The following is an 18,269-nucleotide window of genomic DNA, read 5'->3' as shown; positions in this document are numbered from 1 at the left end:
GTGACACCATTATTCTAATTGAACATTATATTTTTGCAGTGTAATTCTGCCCTGCTGCATGTTAAAAATGGTTACCCCACCATTTTGTGGAACATTCTCCTTTCCTGCTACATAAGCTCCATAGTGTTCACTAATCGTTCGGATGAACGTCCCGTGTGAAACAATTAAGATGTTGGCGGTGGTCTTTAAACTGCTTAAGCCATCAACAAAGTGTTGCCAACGCTCAATAATTGATTGATAGGATTCTGCATATTTATATTTATCTTTTTTTAACATGAGGGAACGTACTTCAGACATTCCGCCATGTTTAATTATATCATCTTGACCATCATACATGGTCATATTAGTAATCTCTTGCCAAACGGCTCGACATGGTAATCCATCGAAAAAGCCAAAATTGACCTCACGCAGATCTGAGCTTGTTCGATACGGCAGATTAGCTAATTGAAGCTCGTTGATGATATCTTGCGTCGTTTGCTTGGCCCGACCTAAATCTGAAGAAAAGATCGCTGAAAATTTAATTGCCTTTAGTGAAGACGCAGTTTGCTTAGCTTGGTAATGTCCTTTCTCGGTCAAAAAAGAATCAATCTGCCCTTGCATTCTGCCTAATCGATTTAAAGTGGTTTCGCCATGCCGAATTAAGTATAGTTTGGTCATTTTGGTAGCTTCCTTTCAATTTATATTTAAAAATTAAATATAACGACTTGTAATGTATCCGCTTTCAATTATAATAAAAAGTGAATAGAAAGTTAAATGTTTCGGATTGCTAACTTTCTGCTTTATTTTGCAATTATTTTAGGAGGTTATTTTATGCATGTTACTTTAACCGTGTGGCAAGCACTACTAATTGCGCTTTGGGTCGCATTAGTTGAGTCACGTATTTTAGGATTTGCAACATTAACCATGCGTTTTAGCCCATTAATGACTGGAATGATGGTTGGTCTCATTATGGGACAAATGCATCGAGCCGTTATTATTACTGCTGCAATTCAATTAGTTTATATGGGATTCGTTGCTCCTGGTGGTGCGCTCCCTGCCGAACCTTGTATTGCTGCCGCCATTGCGGTGCCGGTGGCTATCATGGGAAATATGAGCCCGCAAGCAGCAATTGCCATTGCCGTTCCAGTTGGCTTGCTTGGTAGTTATCTCTACCAATTCCGCTTTTTCCTCAATACTTTTGCTTTGAAACCAATGGACCGGTATGCAAAGGAAGCCAATGCGCACGGCTTACGAATTTCGATTATGGCAATTCCAACCGTGATTTCTTTCTGCCTATTCATTCCGCTTGTTTTTATCGCTCTTTACTTCGGTGCTCCAGTCATCGCTCACGTTGTTGCTAACATCCAACATGGCACAATTATTCACGTCTTAACCAGTGTTGGTGGTGGATTAGCAGCACTTGGGATCGCCGTAATTATGCAAGTTATTGGTAAACAAAAGCTATTGCCATTCTTCTTCCTGGCATACTTCATGAGTGTCGCCTTTGCAAAATTGAACATTAATATGACAATTTACGCTGCATTTGGGATTATCTTTGCATTCTTATATGTAATGTTCACCCAAAAGCAAGTGGAAAATTAAGCGTAAAGTAAGGAGGGACAAATATTGAGTAAGGATAAAGATTTACAAAAAACCACTAATCCGGAAACTGAACCACAAAATAAAGATGGGAAGATTCCGCAACCTGACAAAATCACTAATCGTGATTTAATGAAAGCTTGGTTTGGTTGGTGGTGGGCCAACGAAGTTAACCACACCTTTGACCGCATGCTAGCTCCTGCCTTTTGTTTTGGACTTATTCCAATCCTCAAAAAGTTATATAAAACTAAGGATGAGCTCGCTAAAGCCTTTCAACGTCATCTGTTATTCTTCAACACCCAATGTACTTGGGGTGGTGGGACTCTGATGGGGGTTACCATCTCACTAGAAGAAGCACGGGCTCGTGCAATGGCTAATGGTGAGGAAGCAATTTCTGAAGATATTATTTCAAACACTAAAGTTGGACTAATGGGTCCGCTAGCCGGAATCGGTGACTCAATTGATTCGGGAACCGTCCAATATATCTTTATTGCCATCTTCCTTCCGTTCGCCCAAAAGGGTAACTTCTTAGGATGCTTGCTGCCATTCCTATGTTTTGCAACCGCAACTTATATTTATGGTTACTACTTTACTAAGATGGGTTATTCATTGGGTCGATCAGCTGCTAAAGAAATTATGACATCCGGTCGAATGTCCTCAATCATTGACGGTTTAGGTGTTTTAGGCCTATACATGATGGGAATCATGGCTGGACAATACGTCAAAATCAAGAGTTATCTCAAATTTACGATTTCCCACAAGACATTCGACGTTCAATCAATTTTGAATACCATCATGCCCGGGATCTTACCGTTAACTGCTATTTTGTTACTATACCTATACTTCCAAAAGAAGGGGCTTAAGATCACTCGTGGGTTGATTTACCTCACTCTCATTTTGATTGTTTTATCTTGCTTCTACATTGTTTAATAATTTGGAGGTGTTTGTATAATGAAAAAACGTGCATTTTTACTCGTTACCCACGGTAATATGGGGATTGAAACAGTTAAAAGTCTTGAGCTTTTAATGGGTGAACAGCCCAACGTTACTGGTTTAGGATTACATCAAGGCGAATCAGTTGATGACCTGAAGAATAAGGTCGTCAAAGTTCTCAATGACAACCAAGAAAAATATGATGAAACGATTGTCTTGGTTGATTTATTAGGTGGCAGTCCTTCAAATGTAGCATTACGTTCTTTAGCTGATTTCCGTGATTTAAAGATTATTACCGGACTCAATTTACCGGTCTTAATCAACCTGATTAACTTTACAGACAGTGAAGATGATACTGATAAATTAATTCACGACTCCATCGAAGTTGGTCAAACTGGAATGAAACTGATTGATATTAACTTTTTAAAGAATAAATAATAAAGGAGTAATAATTATGGGTGAAATTAATATGGCTCGTGTCGATGACCGTCTTATTCATGGAAAGGTAATGCAAAAGTGGACGAAAGGACGCGGAACGAATTCCGTTTATGTTGTTGACAACGCCACTGCAGCGGATGACTTTCTTAAAGACATCTACGTTTCTACTAATTCAACCGGTGGTTTGAAAATTCGTGTCTACTCCACCAAGGAAGTCGCTGAGGAATGGAAAAAGAACCAATTTGGCGATGACAAAGCATTGATCGTCTTCAAAAACGTCAAAGAATTAAAGGAATCATACGACAATGGATTACCTTTAAAAGAAGTTGATGTTGGTGGTGCTGCTAAGAAACCAGGAACGGTTTCTCAACCAATTGGTGATGTTTCCTTAACACAGGAAGATATCGATAATTTACATGCTTTGGCTGACGATGATGTGGAAGTTTATTTCCAATCTGTTCCAGAATCACGAAAAGTTAGTTTTAAGTAAGAATTAAAAAGAAAGGTGCTGGCCAAGTTTGTCTAATAATCAACAAGTGAATCAAGATTATCAATATGATGTGACGGCTGATGCAGTCCGCATTATAATTATTGACATCGCTTATCTCTTAATCATCAGTGGATTATTAGCCATCCTTTGGGTTCACACCAATTTGATTTGGAAAGGCTTTGCCGTTTTCTTTGCCGCCTTGTTTTTAATCCTAGTTTGGAAAACATCTAAACCAATGATTACCCATCAAATACTGTATTCAATTAGTAGCAAAGGGATTACCGATTTCACTAAAGAACAGCCAGTTACAATTCCTTGGAAAATCATTCAAAAAATTGAATTGGTTCCCAATAATGCTACTTATCAAATTGGGATTATTGCCTTTGATGTTATTACAGACCGCCAAAAACAGGCTCAGCAAATCAAAACAAATTATGCCGAAAATGGTAATCTAGCCGTTTATTCAATCATCATTGATGGCTTTAAGTTTCGTCGCAAGCCATTTCTCAAAATTTATAATGAATTAAAGCGGCAAGGAACCATCTATAATCCACACATTTTAATTAATGCAAAGTATAATCGACTATCATAATCATCAGTTATAAACGATTCTGAAATATGTATGTCAGCGCTGGAATGGCGCTGACTTTTTTATTTAAGTTTTTTGGTAATTATTCCATCGATAAGTGATTCTTTAACCCGTTATATAAAAGCGTATTAACTACAATCACTACGGCCCCAATTAACAACGCTTGGTGTGAGAAACTAATAATTAAGTACATCGAGACTAACAATGCCAGCGTTGGAACAACATAACCGGTAAAGATTTTAGCCTTTCCATTGGTTTTATTAGCATGACTTAGCTTAAATACGGCTAAAATAGATGGAACATATTGAATAAAGGATGCCAGAACAACTAAGGAAACCAGAAATAGGTATGATTGCGAGGTTAGCAAGAAGATAATGACATATGTAATAACTTGTGAGACTACCGGAGAACTAAAACGATTCTTTTTACCAACCCACTGAGGTAACATATGGTGTTCATTAGCTAAGGACGCTGGCAATACCGTTGCATCGTATGACTGAGCAAATGCTGCACCAACCATTCCAATGAGCATACATACTATAATTAGTAGATATCCCCACTTACCAATCGTAATAAGTAATGCATCTGCAACTGGAACATGACTAAACGCTAAACGATGACCTAAAATTCCTATACATACCAACATAACCAAAGAATAGAGAGCAATTAAGCTTAACATGATCACCGTTAAAACCTTGGGCAGGTTTCGTTTAGCATTTTTCATTTTCCGTGCCGCAATTGGTAATAACGAAAAACCACCAAACATATAAAATGTAACTGAAAAAGCTTCGCTAAAGTGATTCGAGAAACTATCAATTCCACTACTGATGTTCTTAGCAATAATTGGGTGGAAATTGGCTTTATTCATAAAGAAAATACCAATGACAATAAAGAAAATAATGACAAAGACTTTCGTGGCTGAAGAAATATTATCGAATACTTTCACAAAACTATTTCCAAAGTAGTTAATAACAAAGAATATTAAAATAATCGAAATGATTACAGCAAGTTTCATTTTCGGATTAGCAAATGTCTTGTTATAACTCGTTAAAGTAGTCAGAAAGGCTACGATTTCGCAAGCCGTACCACAACAGCCTAAAACATACGTAAACATCCCCACTTGAAAACCAGTAAACTTACCAAAGGCATGGTATGAATAAATCCAAGATCCACCTGACTCATTATACTGACTGGCTAGTTTAGCATAACAAGTGACAATTAGCCCCATCGATAAGGCGGAAACTACCAATACTAAGATCCCTAAAACTCCCATATCCTTATAGATAGTTTGGGGAAGCAGGAAAGTTCCTGAACCAATGATCGAGTTCATTCCAAGAAAGTAAATTGACCAAAAAGATAATTTTTTATTCATTTTGCACCTTCTGTTATTATTGAAACAAAGAGCTCAGTACGAAGTTAATTTCTTCACACTGAGCTCAAACGATAAATATTCAATTCACCCTAAAATTCGCTTTAACGATTAAATATGGAAAGTTTGTTCATTGCGCTCTTACAAAATTTCCGAAAAAGGTAGTTAGATCTCTGTTTCCATGTAGGAGATGGATCGTTCCAATACTTGAAACAGTCACGAATTATCAATATATTTACATATCTGATCCCGCCCGCTATGAAAAGAATATTTGCTTGACAACCTTAGCCAGGAAGTAATTGCGCTTCCCTTTTCTAGCAACGACATATTGACCCTCAAAGTTAGCGCTAGGATCAATCACGAAGTCTTCATCATCAACTTTTTGTCCATTGATAGTAATGGCGCCGTTATTTACATCCTCTCGCGCTTGACGCTTTGATGGTTCGATTTCAGTTTGAACTAACCAGTCAATAACATTCGTTGGATCAGCATTAATTTCTACCGATGGAACTTTTTCAAAGGCTTGCTTTAATTCGCCAACAGAGAGGTCCTGAATATTGCCCTTAAATAAAATTTCGGACATCTTTTCAGCTTGCTTCATTGCTTCTTCACCATGAACAAACTTCGTGACTTCTTCAGCTAAACGGCGTTGTGCTTCACGCTTTTGCGGTTCAGTCTTAACCTTTTCAGCTAATTCATCAATTTCTTCATGACTTAAGAAAGTAAAGTACTTCAAGTACTTAACTACGTCACGATCATCTTGATTCAGCCAGAATTGGTAGAATTCAAACGGTGAAGTTTTATTGGCATCAAGCCAGACGGCCCCACCAGCAGTTTTACCAAACTTAGTACCATCGGCTTTCAGCATTAGAGGAATAGTTAACCCAAATGCTTTTTCATTTGGTTTCTTACTGTGAATTAAGTCCACACCGTTGGTCAAATTACCCCATTGATCAGCACCGCCAATTTGGAGTTGAATGTCTTCTGTATTGTTGAGGTACAAAAAGTCGACTGATTGTAAAATTTGGTAACTAAATTCAGTAAACGAAATTCCATTCTTCAAACGACTAGCTACGGCTTCCTTGGACAACATTGTATTAACATTAAATGACTTACCGTAGTCACGAAGAAAGTCAAGTAAGCTGATTTTGCTTAACCAGTCATAGTTATCTACAATCTTGAAGTTTTCCGTCCCAAATAATTTAATCATTTGTTTCGTTAGAGCTTCTTTATTGTGTTGAACTTGATCGGCCGTTTGTAATTGCCGTTCTGTCTTTCGACCAGAAGGATCACCGATAAAACCTGTTCCACCACCAATGAGGATATATGGATGATGACCAGCTAATTGGAATCGTTTCAACATGATAAATGGGATTAAGTGGCCAATATGGAGGGAATCTCCTGTTGGATCGGTTCCGCAATATAGTGAAATCTTCTTTTCTTTTAATAATTCACGTAAGCCATCTAAATCTGTACATTGATTAATGGCACCACGCCATTTCAAATCTTCTAAAATATCCATATAAATCACCCCACTGATTTATCTACTTTTAACACTTTTTCTGTGACCTAAAATAAAACCAACTATAATTGTCAAAATCGGCACAATAATTGGGAAAAACGCATACGGGATGTACTTAAACGGACTAATCTGCAACGTCCCTGAAATAAACACTCCGCTAACGCTCCATGGAATAATCGAATTAACAGCAGCTCCCGCATCATTCAATACACGGGTTAGATAAGTAGCTGGTAACCGCATTTTTTCAAATGACTTCTTAAAGCTTTCACCTGGTAAAATCACTGAAAGATATTGTTCGCCAACTAAGAAATTGACACCAAAACAGGTAATAGCGGTGGCTAACACTAGTCGACCAACACTATTAACTACCTTTTCCATGCCGTCGATTAAGGCACCAATAATATTAAACTTAATTAATAAGCCACCTAATGCCAAAGCGAAAATGATTAATGCAAGAGAGCTAAGCATACTGCTAATACCACCTTTGGATAACAGTTGATCCATTGATTTACTTCCGGTATGAGCAATATACCCATTCATAATATAATTGGCTAAAGTATTTAATTTGATTGGATTATGTAGCCATCCAATGATGACTGCAAAGAATGACCCAAATGCTAAAGAAGGAACTGCTGGAACTTTCAACCATGCCATCACCAGTAATAACAGCACTGGCAGCACCGTCCACCATGAAATCCAAAACCCATGTTGCAATTCACCAGTCATCACAGTAATTGTTCTTAGACTAGCATCACTATGTCCCATCCCCATAACAGAAAATAGAATTAGTGAAATTACCCAGGCTGGGACATCGGTCCACAACAATGACTTAATGTGTTGATATAGATCAATTTCCCCAACTCCAGCAGCTAAATTAGTTGTTCCCGAAAGAGGAGAAGTATTGGCACCAAAAAAAGCCCCTGATACAATTGCTCCAGCAATTAAACCTGGATTGATTTTTAAAGCTACCCCAATTCCCATAAAGGCAATTCCCATTGTAGAAACGGTGGTAAACGAACTACCACACGTTAAACCTACAAGAGAACAAACTATAAAGACTGTCGGCAAGAAGAATTTTACTGAAATAATCTTAAAACCAAAGTACATAATTGTTGGAATTGTGCTCGAATAAATCCAAGTAGCAATTAGTACCCCAATCATCAGAAAAATAACTAGTGGGATTACTCCGGGCTTAATTCCTTCTTCAAGTCCAGCCATGACAGCATCCCAGCCGAAGCCCCTAATAAAGCCATAAAGCATCAAAACAATTACTGATACAAGTAATGGAACTTGTGGCGATTGGGACTTAAAAATAATCAAATATCCCAAAATCACTAAAATACAAATAACAACTAATAAACTTTCCAAAATGCCAACATGCGGTTTTTCTCGTTCCTTTTTGGTCATAAGGGTCACTCCTAAAATTTAATACACAAAAGATTATTTATTGCTTGCTTCATAAGCTTGGGCATCTTTCAGCCATTGTTCATTCTTATGTGAATTAATAATCAGAGGAATGACAGTTAATACAATGGTAACCACTGCCATAATAGTTGCATTCATTGCACCGGCAGTTGCTAAGGTAACAATTGCAATTGCAAAAATACCAAAAATGAAGAAGACGGTCCAAAGCCATGCAACACCATTCCCGTTTTTACCAACTCGGTAAGGACGAGCTAAATCTGGCTTCGTGTAACGCAAACGAATAAACGCAATTGCAATTAAGAAGTAAATTACACAGTATAACAACGTCGTGGTATTAGTTAATAATAGGAAGACATTGTTAATATCAGGCATTGCGTACATTAATGCGAAAATCGTAATGCATGTTGATTGAGTTAAAATAACGTTCCGTGCGACACCAATGTTACTGTGCTTAAAGAAGCCCCATTTGGATGGTACTAGTCCTTCACGAGCAACTTGAATCATCGTTTGTGATGGTCCGGTAACCCAACCAGATAATTGAAGGAAGACCCCAATCGCTGCTAATAAACTAAAGACATTGGCAATCCATGTTGGCCAACCTAAAATCTTGCAGAAAAGCAATACAGGTTGGGTAATGTTCGTTAATTCGGTTGTACCTTTTGGTACCGCGTTAGCAACACAAAAGGCGTTTAAGACGTTCAGAACAACCATTGCTACTAAGGCAAAAATAACCCCACGAACAAAGTCATGTGTTGCGTCTTTCATCCGTGGAACATAAACACCAAGGGTTTCAATTCCTGTAAAGATGAAGGAAATAGCAGCAACATACTTAAAAGTAGTTACATCTGGTAATAACTTGCCCCCTGAGAAGGAACCAAGAACACTGTGGACATCAATACCAGTCTTAATGGTAGCTGCGATCCCCATAATGATCATAACTGCAAATGGAATGTAGACACCAAAGTAAACACCGAAGTTTCCGGCAAATTTAGCCATGTCGAATTTCAGGTTCAAGATCGTAATAATCCAATAAATCACAATGATACATCCTAAAGTAAACCAGTGATCTTGACCCAATGCGATATTACCAACGGTGTTACCTAACAGCGGTCCTAAAGTCGAGGCAACCATAACCATGCCTGGGAAAATTTGTACCCAAAGTAACCATGCAGTGGTAAATCCCCATTTAGAATTCAGTCCGGTCCGAACCCAAAGTTGTGGACCACCAGCATCCTGCAACATCGCAGAAAATTCACCAGACATTAAAGAGACCGGTAATGCAAAGAAGATAACGGCAAATGCCATGTAGAAGAACATTTGCCAACTTGCGGCAGCTAACGTTGGCACACTACGAACGGTTGCAATCATCGCCATCCCGATACCAACGAAAGTACCTAAGCTGATTTTTGTATTTTCACTCATTGTTTTTTCCTTTCACAAATAAACAGGACAAAGCCCAGCGAGTCATGCTCTCTGAGCTTTAGTCATATTTAATTATTCGAAATAATTAACCTAAAATAGCGGTCAATTTTTCTTCCATTGCCTTCTTGATCTTGTCAGCATAACTTGCAAAGTTATCACGATCGTAAAGGAATGGTGTTAAGACACAGGCACGTAAGATACCAACGGTTTTAACTTTGTTCCATTCATCTTCAGAGATGCCAAGGCTCTTAACGTAATGAACTGGGCTGTTACCATATCCATCAGTAGCAAAGTCGGTGTGTGAAGTAATGAAGTCATTGTTGTAGACTGGTCCACCAACAAATGATGCCTTGTGGTAGAACTTCAAGTTCAAATCATTCATCTTAGCAAGGTCTGTGTTGCCTTTGATATTGAATGTCCAGTCAACCATGTTGAAGTCTGGTTGAGTCAATGGGTTAACTTCAATTTCCTTACCGTTAATGTTGAAGTGCAAATTCTTTAAGAATTCGTAGTAACGGTTAGCAGCTTCGATTGAGCGACCAATTAACTTACCATAACCAGAAACATTCAATGGCATAATGCGGTGTGCTACCCAAACAGCAGCAGCGGTTGCACCAGCCTTTGATCCTTCTAGAATGTATGGTGTCAAAGTTGCCGGGGCACCAGAACGCTTGTCAAAGACGTAAACTGGGAAGTAGCCAATAATGTCACGCATTGCCTTGTGACGAATAGCAATCCCACCAGCAGCATATGGAACATAACCCATCTTGTGAGGGTCAACAGTAACGGATTGTGCTTCTGGGAAGGCCTTAAAGGCGTTGTAAACTTCCTTAGAAACATATTCCTTATTTTCTTGGAAGACGCCGTACTTTTGGTGAACATCTTTCAAATCTTCATATGGAATGAAGTTGTTGTCTTCATCTAAGAAGAGTGAACGTGCATATGAACCGTAAGCAGCATCAACGTGAAGGTAGAAGTAAATACCTTCCTTTTCAAGCTTGTCACGTAATGCAACAACCTTGTCAACTGGGTCAATTTGACCTTCTTCAGTTGATCCGACAACGGCAACAACCCCAAGAATTGGAGTGTGGTCTTTAGCTAGATCACGAATGATCTTTTCAAGAGCATCAACATCCAGACGATAATGTTCATCAACTGGGCAAGATACAACGTTATCAAGACCAACCCCTGTAACATCGGCGGCCTTCATCCAGCTGTAGTGCTTAGTTTGAGGAACAATCCATTTACCAAGCTTATCCATGTTGTGACCAGCACGAGCTGAGTGTGCCTTGATATCTGAAGCAGTCTTGGCATCAGTACTGTTAAGTAAATCAAGAACTTCTTCAGCAGACATATTCATTAGTTCCCAATCACTCTTGCCGGAAACTAATTCTGGCTTAATTTCCTTCATTGCTAATGGAAGACTCTTCATATTACGTGCATACCAAAGCCCTTCCATGTTAGCTAATGATCCATCGGCTGAGATATGTCCCCAACCATCTTTAAAACCATTCAACTTGGCAAAATCTTGTCCAACTTCTTCTTCCATTTGAGAAGTACCTGGTGATGATTCATAAGCAACGTTGTTACCATTCCAAAGCATTGCATAAGTATATGCGAGAATGGATGGCATTAACGTTTCTGAATTCATATGACCAAAGTAACGTGGTGAATGCCAAGGAACTGAGTTAGAACGAAGACGAACTGATAATTCATCAAGAACACTTTGCATCCGCTCATTTGTCTTTTGGAATGATGCACTGTTCTTATCACTTTCTGAAATTAATGGCTTGTCTTGTGGCATATAGTTTAAACGCCAGCCCATGTGAGCATTGACAAGCTTATTCATAGTGGACTTGAAAATATCAGCATTTTCTGATTTGTCACCAATGAAAAGTGCGTCTAGATTCAAACCAGTGTGCTCTTTTTCAGTCATAAAAATAGCCTCCAATTTGACTTTTTATATTTTTAGTTGATCAACTGTCTTTTATGCTATAACGTTTTTTTTTTTGTCAATACCGTTACCGCAAGGCTACAGCTTAATTAAAATATGATTAAATTATTTTATTTATGATATCAATAGTAACATGACTTGTTTTACTAGTTATGAAATATATCAATGTTATTTAGCTATTAATGTTTTCCATAGCGAGAAAACGTTTTCGCAATTATTTAAAATGACGACATTATGTCAAATAATTTGGCCTTATATTAACGAAAAGAAGGGGAAGCAGCCCATAATGGGTTGCTTCCCCTTCTTTGCTTATGAAAAAATCCGTTTCCTTTTTATCAGGAAACGGATTTTAAAATTACATACTGTTCTAGTTATTCACTTTTTCTTTTGCCAGATTTAACTTTTGCATAATTTGATCAGCAGTAAAGCCGAAATGATCGATTACTGATTCGCCCTTACCACTAGCACCAAATCTATCAATACCAAAGACTTGGCCATCAAGACCGACAAATTCGTACCAGCTTTGGCTAGCTCCCATTTCAATGGCGACCCGATTCGTGACTTCCGGTGGCAAGACACTATCACGATACCCAACCGGTTGTTCTTTAAACAAGTCCATACATGGCATCGAAACCACTCGTGCTTGATAGCCCAGCTTTGCTAATCGCTTTTGGACTTCCATGGCTAAATGCACTTCCGAACCAGAAGCCATCAAAATCAAATCCGGCATCCCCGCTTTCGCATCACGAAGGATATAACCGCCACGATCAACTAATGCGCCAACCGTTTCATCCATTACCGGAAGTTTTTGCCGACTAGTGACCAAAAGTGTTGGTCGATCTACCGTATTGGCAATGACTTGCCAGCTAGCTACCATTTCATTGGCATCTGTTGGCCGAATCACGTTGAGGTTTGGCATTGCCCGGTAACTTGCCAGTTGTTCAATTGGTTCATGAGTTGGTCCATCTTCACCAACAGCAACCGAATCATGCGAGCCAACAAAGACACTTGGCAAATGCATCAGTGCTGCTGAACGGATTGCAGAACGCATATAGTCAGTAAAGGTAAAGAACGTACTACAGATTGCTTTATTGCCACCATGTAAGTTCATCCCATTAATTGCTGCTGCCATGCCAAATTCACGAACCCCAAAATAAACATTCCGTCCAGCTGGGTGATCTGCAGAAAACCGGTCAGTATTCTTCAAATTAGTCTTCGTAGAAGACGACAAGTCAGCTGCCCCAGTCCAAAGTTGAGGATTCAGTTGGGATAATTCTTCTAGCATTTCTGCACAGACATTCCGTGTAGCAACCTGATCACCAGAATGATACTTAGTCTTTAATCCTTCCGTATCCAAGTGAATACTGAATAGTTCACGAAATTCATTTGGATAAGCTTTTTGGTACTCATCCATCATCTTTTGCCACTGAGTGTAGCGGGAACGCTTACTGTCAACCGCTCGATCAAAAGTTTCGTAAACATCATTTGGAAAGACAAATGGTGGCAATTGCCAATCGTAATATTGACGCAATTGTACGATTTGATCATCCGTTAAAGCGGCTCCATGAATTTTGTTGGTTCCTGCTTCCTTCGTTCCAATACCAATCGTCGTTTTCACTTCAATCAACGATGGTTTGTCAGAACGCTGTGCGTTTTGCAAAGCATCTTGAATGGCTTGTAAATCATGATTACCATCCTTCACAATTTGATAATCCCAATTAGCAGCTTCAAAGCGTTGCCGGACATTTTCATGTGTACTGTAACTCAACGGTCCATCTAAAGAAACGTCATTTGAATCATAGAGTACGATTAATTTATTGAGCTGGTGCTGACCAGCAATGTTAATTGCTTCTTCACTTAAACCTTCCATCAAATCACCATCGCCTAATAAGGTATAGGTATAGTGATCAATGACCTGATAGCCGGGTTTATTATAAAGCGCCGCCAAGTGTTTTTCTGCCATGGCCATTCCTACGGCCATCCCGATCCCTTGCGACAATGGACCAGTAGTGGCGTCAACTCCAGCGGTCACCCCATACTCTGGATGACCAGGTGTCTTGGATCCTAATTGACGAAAGTCTTTCAAATCCTGGATGGTCAGTCCAAAGTGATTAAAGTAAAGCACGCTGTAGAGTAATGATGAAGCATGTCCTGAAGACAAAACGAATCGATCTCGATTCAGCCAACGAGGATCTTCTGGGTTAATATTCATCATCTTTTCATAGAGTGTATACATCATCGGTGCAGCATCCAGCGCAATTCCTGGATGACCGCTTTTGGCCCGATGGATCATGTCAGAGCTTAACACGCGAAGTGCGTTAACAGCTTTCATATCTTGATTATTCATAAACTAATTCACCTCATCACGATTAAATCGTGTTATTGATTGTGTGGATTGATTAATTAAAGGTATAGTTTATTTTTATCAAAATATTTAAAATTGGTATTTTTGTTGATTACCGCTATTTCAATAAGAAGATAGCAAATTTTTAAATTGGTATATCATAATCAACGAATTAGATACTATACCAATTTTCCGAGAAAAGCAAGTTTTTTTATTTTGTCTGACATTTTTTAATAAAAAAAGCGGTTAACTCTCGTTAACCGTTGCTGATTTTCTAATAACTGATCAATCTGCTTTTACCAAACGTAAATGATTGAAATTCGTTCTTATCCGTTGGCCCTTCTTTAATTGGATTTCTTGGTTCACTGCACTACCGCCTTGGTTACCAGGTATATCCTGAATTTCACCATTTGCCTCATCCTCAACCTGGACCATTCCAGGATTGGTATTTGAAGTTTTAGCAATTCGATAATTACCAGGTTCTAGATCGGTACCGACTTCCCAAACACCGGCAGTTAAATCAGTTTGGCCTGCTCGGTTAATATGTTTGATTGGTTGGAATTTCATCTTTACATATTTGTTTATCGTTAGTTGGTCACCCTTTTTAAGTTCCATTGTATACGAGGTAACGTGGTTACTAGATTTCTTGGCACCAATTGTCACATTAACGTTGTTACTCTTAATTGTAGCTTCGCCCTTAGGAACTGTAATTCGATAATAGCCAGGTTTTAATTGATCGCCAACCGTAATTTTTTTCGCACTAACCACCAATGCCCGACTTTTTTGTGCAGCTTGCGCAGTAATCTGGATCAATGGTGACGCATTCGCTACTAATGGTTCACTAACCGTTGTAATCGTAACTGCCATCGTGAGCGCAATTAATTTTTTATTCATCTGGACGACCTCCTTCAAACCAAATTTACTTTCCATACTTCTATTCTACAAATGATCTAGTTTACAAGTCAATTTATCCGCTTTCTGTCTAAAAAAAGAGCAACCTAGCATCCGCTAGTTTGCTCTCCAGATGGGTAATTTTTAAAACTGCTATTTAACGATTTCACAAAACTCAATCGTTTCTGCATTTGGCCCTTCAATATTAAAGAACTTGATTCCTTTATCCCAAAAATCGAGATGTTGAACTGCCGTATCCTTAACCTTAAATCCTTCAGCTTGAGCAGCCTTAAATGCTGCATCAGCGTCCGAAGTATTTAAAGAAATATGATTAATTGCTCCAGTCTTACGAACCGCACCATCACCAGTCCAAATTTCCAGAGTCAAGTGATTGTAGTGCATAAAGACAACCTCATTCCCTTGATCATCAGTATCAAATTCGCCGAGCTTCTTAAAACCGAGTTTTTCCCAGAAAGTGACTGTTTTTGCCAAATCATCGGTTGGCATGCCAATGTGTTGTAAATCGTCAAAGTAACCCGCTAAACTCTTGTTAAAAGCCATAATATTTTCCTCCTGTTTGTAACTAATTACCAATGTCCAATGCTTGATGTTTCAGTTTAGGAAAGATATGCCGATCGGCCCATCCAGTAATCGCCCCTTGACACGCTAACGCAAACAGCGTCCCTAAACCAAAATTATAGAATCCGCCCTGCATAAATGCAGCGATGATGGCCATGATCGTCGGTGGAATATACGACATCCACATTGAAACTGAAGCATTCCCGTGACAATAACGGAAACGAATAATTTGATATAAATCATCAGCTGGATGCAAGACCAAATTAACCCGTTGATAAATTGAGATGGCTGTCCCAATCAAAGCGACCCCTAAAAAGTTAATAAAAATGTATAAAATGACCATCGGTAGCGTTTTCGCATCCGGCATAATGCGGTTAAAGATATCCGAAAACCATTGAATAAAGATCGAAAATGGCAACATAAAAATAAAGTTACCGCCAATCCGTTTCCAATCCCATTTATGCATCAACACCGCGTTTAAAACTGACGTTAACATGCCTAAAACCATAAACGCCCAAAACAACGTCATTGAGTTGTTTCCCAACACCGCCATCCCTAAGTTATTTTCTGCGGCTGTCCAATACGCCGAACCTAGAAACTGCGGCTGAACATGTGAGCTCGTCACCAAGGTGAGAACATTACCCATTGAATTGATGATAATGGAGAATGCAAAGAACGACCAACTAGCTGTCAAAGAAATTGTCCGTGCCTGAACTTTTCCTTGAACAGGAATTTCATCCATAAATAAATTCCTCTCTTTCTCTTATGAATGTGCTTTCAAAGCATTAATCTACTCTTTATGCAACCGATTGTCAAACGTTTTGCAAAGAGAAAATAAACAGCTTTGGTCATCTTAAATTATCCTTTGACTATCGTTCATCAATCGCCAAGATAATGCAATTAATATTAAATATATGTATTATCAAATCACTTTGCTTAACATTATTCATGGTTCATGTTAAGATTAAATTAGTTATACTGTGACTTATTGTTGAAGGGAGTTTTATACTATGCGTCCACAAACTAATCATGCTAAGCACACAACAAGGCTACTCATGGCTTGTGCTACCACTGCCTTTCTGCTTGGTTACTGTAGCGTTCAATCTGCAAATGCGGATTCGACATCAACGGCTAATCCTGCTCAACCAGCCACAGCTTCGATAGCTGCTCCGACTACCCAAAATTCATCTGCTTTACCGAATAATGAGCTCGTTCTTAATGATCATTCAACCGAAGTTCAGGCTCAGCAATCGGCTACCCATCAACAGTCCCCCGTAACCGTGCAACCGATTTTTTCTAGGTCGAGCACCAACTCTTTTTCCTCTCAAACGAAGGCTCAACCATCATATGCAACGCAACCTGCCCTTGATCCCAACGTAGATATGGACAAAGTTAACTTTAGGGTTTCAATGCACATTCCTTTAAGCTCAACGTTAACTTATGATGTTATTTATATTCCACAATCATCCTCAGATATCTACTTTGGTAATGACCAAGCCCAACCAATTCCAGCGCCAGTCAATGTCGGAACATATAAGGTTTGGTTAAGTCAAACCGGTTATAACAATATTGTTGCAGGGCATAATTTCTGGGTTTCCACTAACGGTGGTAAATATGTCTTTTACCCAACCTGGGACGTCATGCCAAACATCTCAATCGGTCCCTACGATCCGTTAAGGTTTGGCCATGGAACTTATACAATTAACCCCTATGACATCAAGGCCATCATTACTGGTCAGCAAACCTTATCTGGGAATCAAAATTCTGCAACTGAATTATTGGATCCGAATCAGTATCAAATCAGTTTTGCAGGTGCCAATCCGGATAGCGAACCTTTTGAAGAAGTTAGCAATAATTTCCATTATACATTTCAGAACGGAGATCTCATTCTCATTCCGACTGCAGATAATAATTCATATCAAGTTGGCCTGAGTACCAATGGTTTAGCAAATATCAAACAAGCATTAACCGCATCCTTCAATCACGATGTCAATAATTTTACGTTGGACAATAACAACATCACTACTCTAGCGACTGCACAGGTACTGAACCAGTCACGCACGATTACGCGAACGATTATTGTTAAATATCCTAACGGACAAACGGTACAACACTTACAAACAGCCACCATCACTCGCAGTTTTAAATTAAATGATGCCCAAACCGGCATCATTTGGAGTGATTGGAGCACTGCCCAATGGCCGTCATTTACGGCTCCTGAAGTCAAAGATTATCAGCCGAACATCAAAGTTATTCCTGAACAAGTGGTGGATCAAAGTACTGCAAATCAAACTTTCACAATCTCATACCAAAAGATTGATCAACCACAAACGGATCATCAAGATGATCATGATAAACCAGGTCACCAGCAAATGACTATTCCTGGAACAAACCATCATCCAGTTTCTGGTTTAAAAGGAAATTATCATTCTGCTGCACAAAACCAAACTAATAAAGGTCAGCAAAACTTACCACAAACTGGTAATGATAGCAACTGGGCAGTTCTTAGCTTAAGCGGTGCTACTCTTTTAAGCTTGCTTGGTTTAACCAAACTACGTAAACAGCATTAATCACAATCAGTAAAAGCACCCTTGAATAAGTAGCTACAAATCTAGTTATTCAAGGGTGCTTCCTTTTGTCTTAGTATTTTTTACAATTAACTAAAAAAGGGGCTGTGACATAAGTCTCTTATAAAGAATGGAGTTCAATGAAATCTTCGGATTTCGTTGAGCTCC

General features: G+C 38.9%; 16 protein-coding genes. 6 read left to right on the top strand and 10 right to left on the bottom strand.

What is annotated here, in order from left to right:
- Window positions 1-9: 9 nt before the first annotated feature.
- Window positions 10-657 (bottom strand): histidine phosphatase family protein, encoded by a 648-nt coding sequence (locus Q0C76_RS08420; RefSeq protein WP_295731921.1) that lies wholly within the window; start codon window positions 655-657, stop codon window positions 10-12.
- 153 nt (window positions 658-810) lie between these two features.
- Between Q0C76_RS08420 and Q0C76_RS08415 the strand changes: the two genes are divergently transcribed.
- The 5 genes from Q0C76_RS08415 (at window position 811) to Q0C76_RS08395 (ending at window position 4,031) form a co-directional block, all read left to right on the top strand.
- Window positions 811-1,581: a PTS sugar transporter subunit IIC gene (locus Q0C76_RS08415; RefSeq protein ID WP_295731918.1), complete on the top strand. Its 771-nt coding sequence runs from the start codon at window positions 811-813 to the stop codon at window positions 1,579-1,581.
- Window positions 1,582-1,674: 93 nt separating this feature from the next.
- On the top strand, window positions 1,675-2,508 hold the full coding sequence (locus tag Q0C76_RS08410; RefSeq protein ID WP_295731977.1) for a PTS system mannose/fructose/sorbose family transporter subunit IID: 834 nt from the start codon (window positions 1,675-1,677) through the stop codon (window positions 2,506-2,508).
- Between the two features lie 21 nt (window positions 2,509-2,529).
- Entirely contained in the window at window positions 2,530-2,949 is a 420-nt protein-coding gene (locus tag Q0C76_RS08405) for a PTS sugar transporter subunit IIA (protein ID WP_295731915.1), read from the top strand.
- Window positions 2,950-2,965: 16 nt separating this feature from the next.
- Window positions 2,966-3,439 (top strand): PTS sugar transporter subunit IIB, encoded by a 474-nt coding sequence (locus tag Q0C76_RS08400; protein WP_295731913.1) that lies wholly within the window; start codon window positions 2,966-2,968, stop codon window positions 3,437-3,439.
- A gap of 28 nt (window positions 3,440-3,467) precedes the next feature.
- Window positions 3,468-4,031, top strand: coding sequence for a hypothetical protein (locus tag Q0C76_RS08395; RefSeq protein ID WP_295731911.1), 564 nt, complete (start codon window positions 3,468-3,470; stop codon window positions 4,029-4,031).
- A 79-nt stretch (window positions 4,032-4,110) separates the two neighbouring features.
- Here the strand turns inward: Q0C76_RS08395 and Q0C76_RS08390 are convergent, their stop codons facing one another.
- The 9 genes from Q0C76_RS08390 to Q0C76_RS08350 form a co-directional block, all read right to left on the bottom strand.
- Window positions 4,111-5,400 (bottom strand): APC family permease, encoded by a 1,290-nt coding sequence (locus tag Q0C76_RS08390; RefSeq protein ID WP_295731908.1) that lies wholly within the window; start codon window positions 5,398-5,400, stop codon window positions 4,111-4,113.
- Window positions 5,401-5,653: 253 nt separating this feature from the next.
- Window positions 5,654-6,919, bottom strand: a complete 1,266-nt coding sequence (tyrS, locus tag Q0C76_RS08385) for a tyrosine--tRNA ligase (protein WP_295731905.1) — start codon at window positions 6,917-6,919, stop codon at window positions 5,654-5,656.
- Window positions 6,920-6,937: 18 nt separating this feature from the next.
- Window positions 6,938-8,326: a Na+/H+ antiporter NhaC gene (gene nhaC, locus Q0C76_RS08380; protein ID WP_295731903.1), complete on the bottom strand. Its 1,389-nt coding sequence runs from the start codon at window positions 8,324-8,326 to the stop codon at window positions 6,938-6,940.
- Between the two features lie 33 nt (window positions 8,327-8,359).
- Window positions 8,360-9,766 carry a tyrosine-tyramine antiporter gene (gene tyrP, locus Q0C76_RS08375; RefSeq protein ID WP_295731901.1) on the bottom strand — a complete coding sequence of 469 codons (1,407 nt, stop codon included), beginning with the start codon at window positions 9,764-9,766 and terminating at the stop codon, window positions 8,360-8,362.
- Window positions 9,767-9,851: 85 nt separating this feature from the next.
- Complete coding sequence (tdc, locus tag Q0C76_RS08370) at window positions 9,852-11,702, bottom strand: tyrosine decarboxylase (RefSeq protein WP_295731898.1); 1,851 nt, start codon at window positions 11,700-11,702, stop codon at window positions 9,852-9,854.
- Between the two features lie 385 nt (window positions 11,703-12,087).
- Complete coding sequence (gene tkt, locus Q0C76_RS08365) at window positions 12,088-14,067, bottom strand: transketolase (protein WP_295731896.1); 1,980 nt, start codon at window positions 14,065-14,067, stop codon at window positions 12,088-12,090.
- 282 nt (window positions 14,068-14,349) lie between these two features.
- Window positions 14,350-14,958 (bottom strand): hypothetical protein, encoded by a 609-nt coding sequence (locus tag Q0C76_RS08360; protein WP_295731895.1) that lies wholly within the window; start codon window positions 14,956-14,958, stop codon window positions 14,350-14,352.
- 150 nt (window positions 14,959-15,108) lie between these two features.
- Entirely contained in the window at window positions 15,109-15,516 is a 408-nt protein-coding gene (locus Q0C76_RS08355) for a VOC family protein (RefSeq protein ID WP_295731893.1), read from the bottom strand.
- Between the two features lie 22 nt (window positions 15,517-15,538).
- Window positions 15,539-16,276 carry a fructose permease gene (locus Q0C76_RS08350; protein ID WP_295731891.1) on the bottom strand — a complete coding sequence of 246 codons (738 nt, stop codon included), beginning with the start codon at window positions 16,274-16,276 and terminating at the stop codon, window positions 15,539-15,541.
- Between the two features lie 268 nt (window positions 16,277-16,544).
- Here Q0C76_RS08350 and Q0C76_RS08345 point away from each other — a divergent pair, with 268 nt between their 5' ends.
- On the top strand, window positions 16,545-18,104 hold the full coding sequence (locus Q0C76_RS08345; RefSeq protein ID WP_295731889.1) for a mucin-binding protein: 1,560 nt from the start codon (window positions 16,545-16,547) through the stop codon (window positions 18,102-18,104).
- Window positions 18,105-18,269: the final 165 nt, after the last annotated feature.

The sequence above is a fragment of the uncultured Limosilactobacillus sp. genome, from assembly GCF_934202705.1.
In the GTDB taxonomy this organism is placed as follows: Bacteria; Bacillota; Bacilli; order Lactobacillales; family Lactobacillaceae; genus Limosilactobacillus.
The sequence above is the reverse complement of the archived record's forward strand: the minus strand, read 5'-3'. Positions and strand labels throughout refer to the sequence as shown.

Bases quoted from the DNA above. Each gene is read 5' to 3' on its own strand.
- Q0C76_RS08420 (WP_295731921.1), bottom strand. From the start codon at position 657: ATGACCAAACTATACTTAATTCGGCATGGCGAAACCACTTTAAATCGA.
- Q0C76_RS08400 (WP_295731913.1), top strand. From the start codon at position 2,966: ATGGGTGAAATTAATATGGCTCGTGTCGATGACCGTCTTATTCATGGA.
- Q0C76_RS08355 (WP_295731893.1), bottom strand. From the start codon at position 15,516: ATGGCTTTTAACAAGAGTTTAGCGGGTTACTTTGACGATTTACAACAC.
- tdc (WP_295731898.1), bottom strand. From the start codon at position 11,702: ATGACTGAAAAAGAGCACACTGGTTTGAATCTAGACGCACTTTTCATT.
- nhaC (WP_295731903.1), bottom strand. From the start codon at position 8,326: ATGACCAAAAAGGAACGAGAAAAACCGCATGTTGGCATTTTGGAAAGT.
- Q0C76_RS08360 (WP_295731895.1), bottom strand. From the start codon at position 14,958: ATGAATAAAAAATTAATTGCGCTCACGATGGCAGTTACGATTACAACG.
- Q0C76_RS08350 (WP_295731891.1), bottom strand. From the start codon at position 16,276: ATGGATGAAATTCCTGTTCAAGGAAAAGTTCAGGCACGGACAATTTCT.
- Q0C76_RS08390 (WP_295731908.1), bottom strand. From the start codon at position 5,400: ATGAATAAAAAATTATCTTTTTGGTCAATTTACTTTCTTGGAATGAAC.
- Q0C76_RS08345 (WP_295731889.1), top strand. From the start codon at position 16,545: ATGCGTCCACAAACTAATCATGCTAAGCACACAACAAGGCTACTCATG.
- tyrP (WP_295731901.1), bottom strand. From the start codon at position 9,766: ATGAGTGAAAATACAAAAATCAGCTTAGGTACTTTCGTTGGTATCGGG.
- Q0C76_RS08405 (WP_295731915.1), top strand. From the start codon at position 2,530: ATGAAAAAACGTGCATTTTTACTCGTTACCCACGGTAATATGGGGATT.
- tkt (WP_295731896.1), bottom strand. From the start codon at position 14,067: ATGAATAATCAAGATATGAAAGCTGTTAACGCACTTCGCGTGTTAAGC.
- tyrS (WP_295731905.1), bottom strand. From the start codon at position 6,919: ATGGATATTTTAGAAGATTTGAAATGGCGTGGTGCCATTAATCAATGT.
- Q0C76_RS08415 (WP_295731918.1), top strand. From the start codon at position 811: ATGCATGTTACTTTAACCGTGTGGCAAGCACTACTAATTGCGCTTTGG.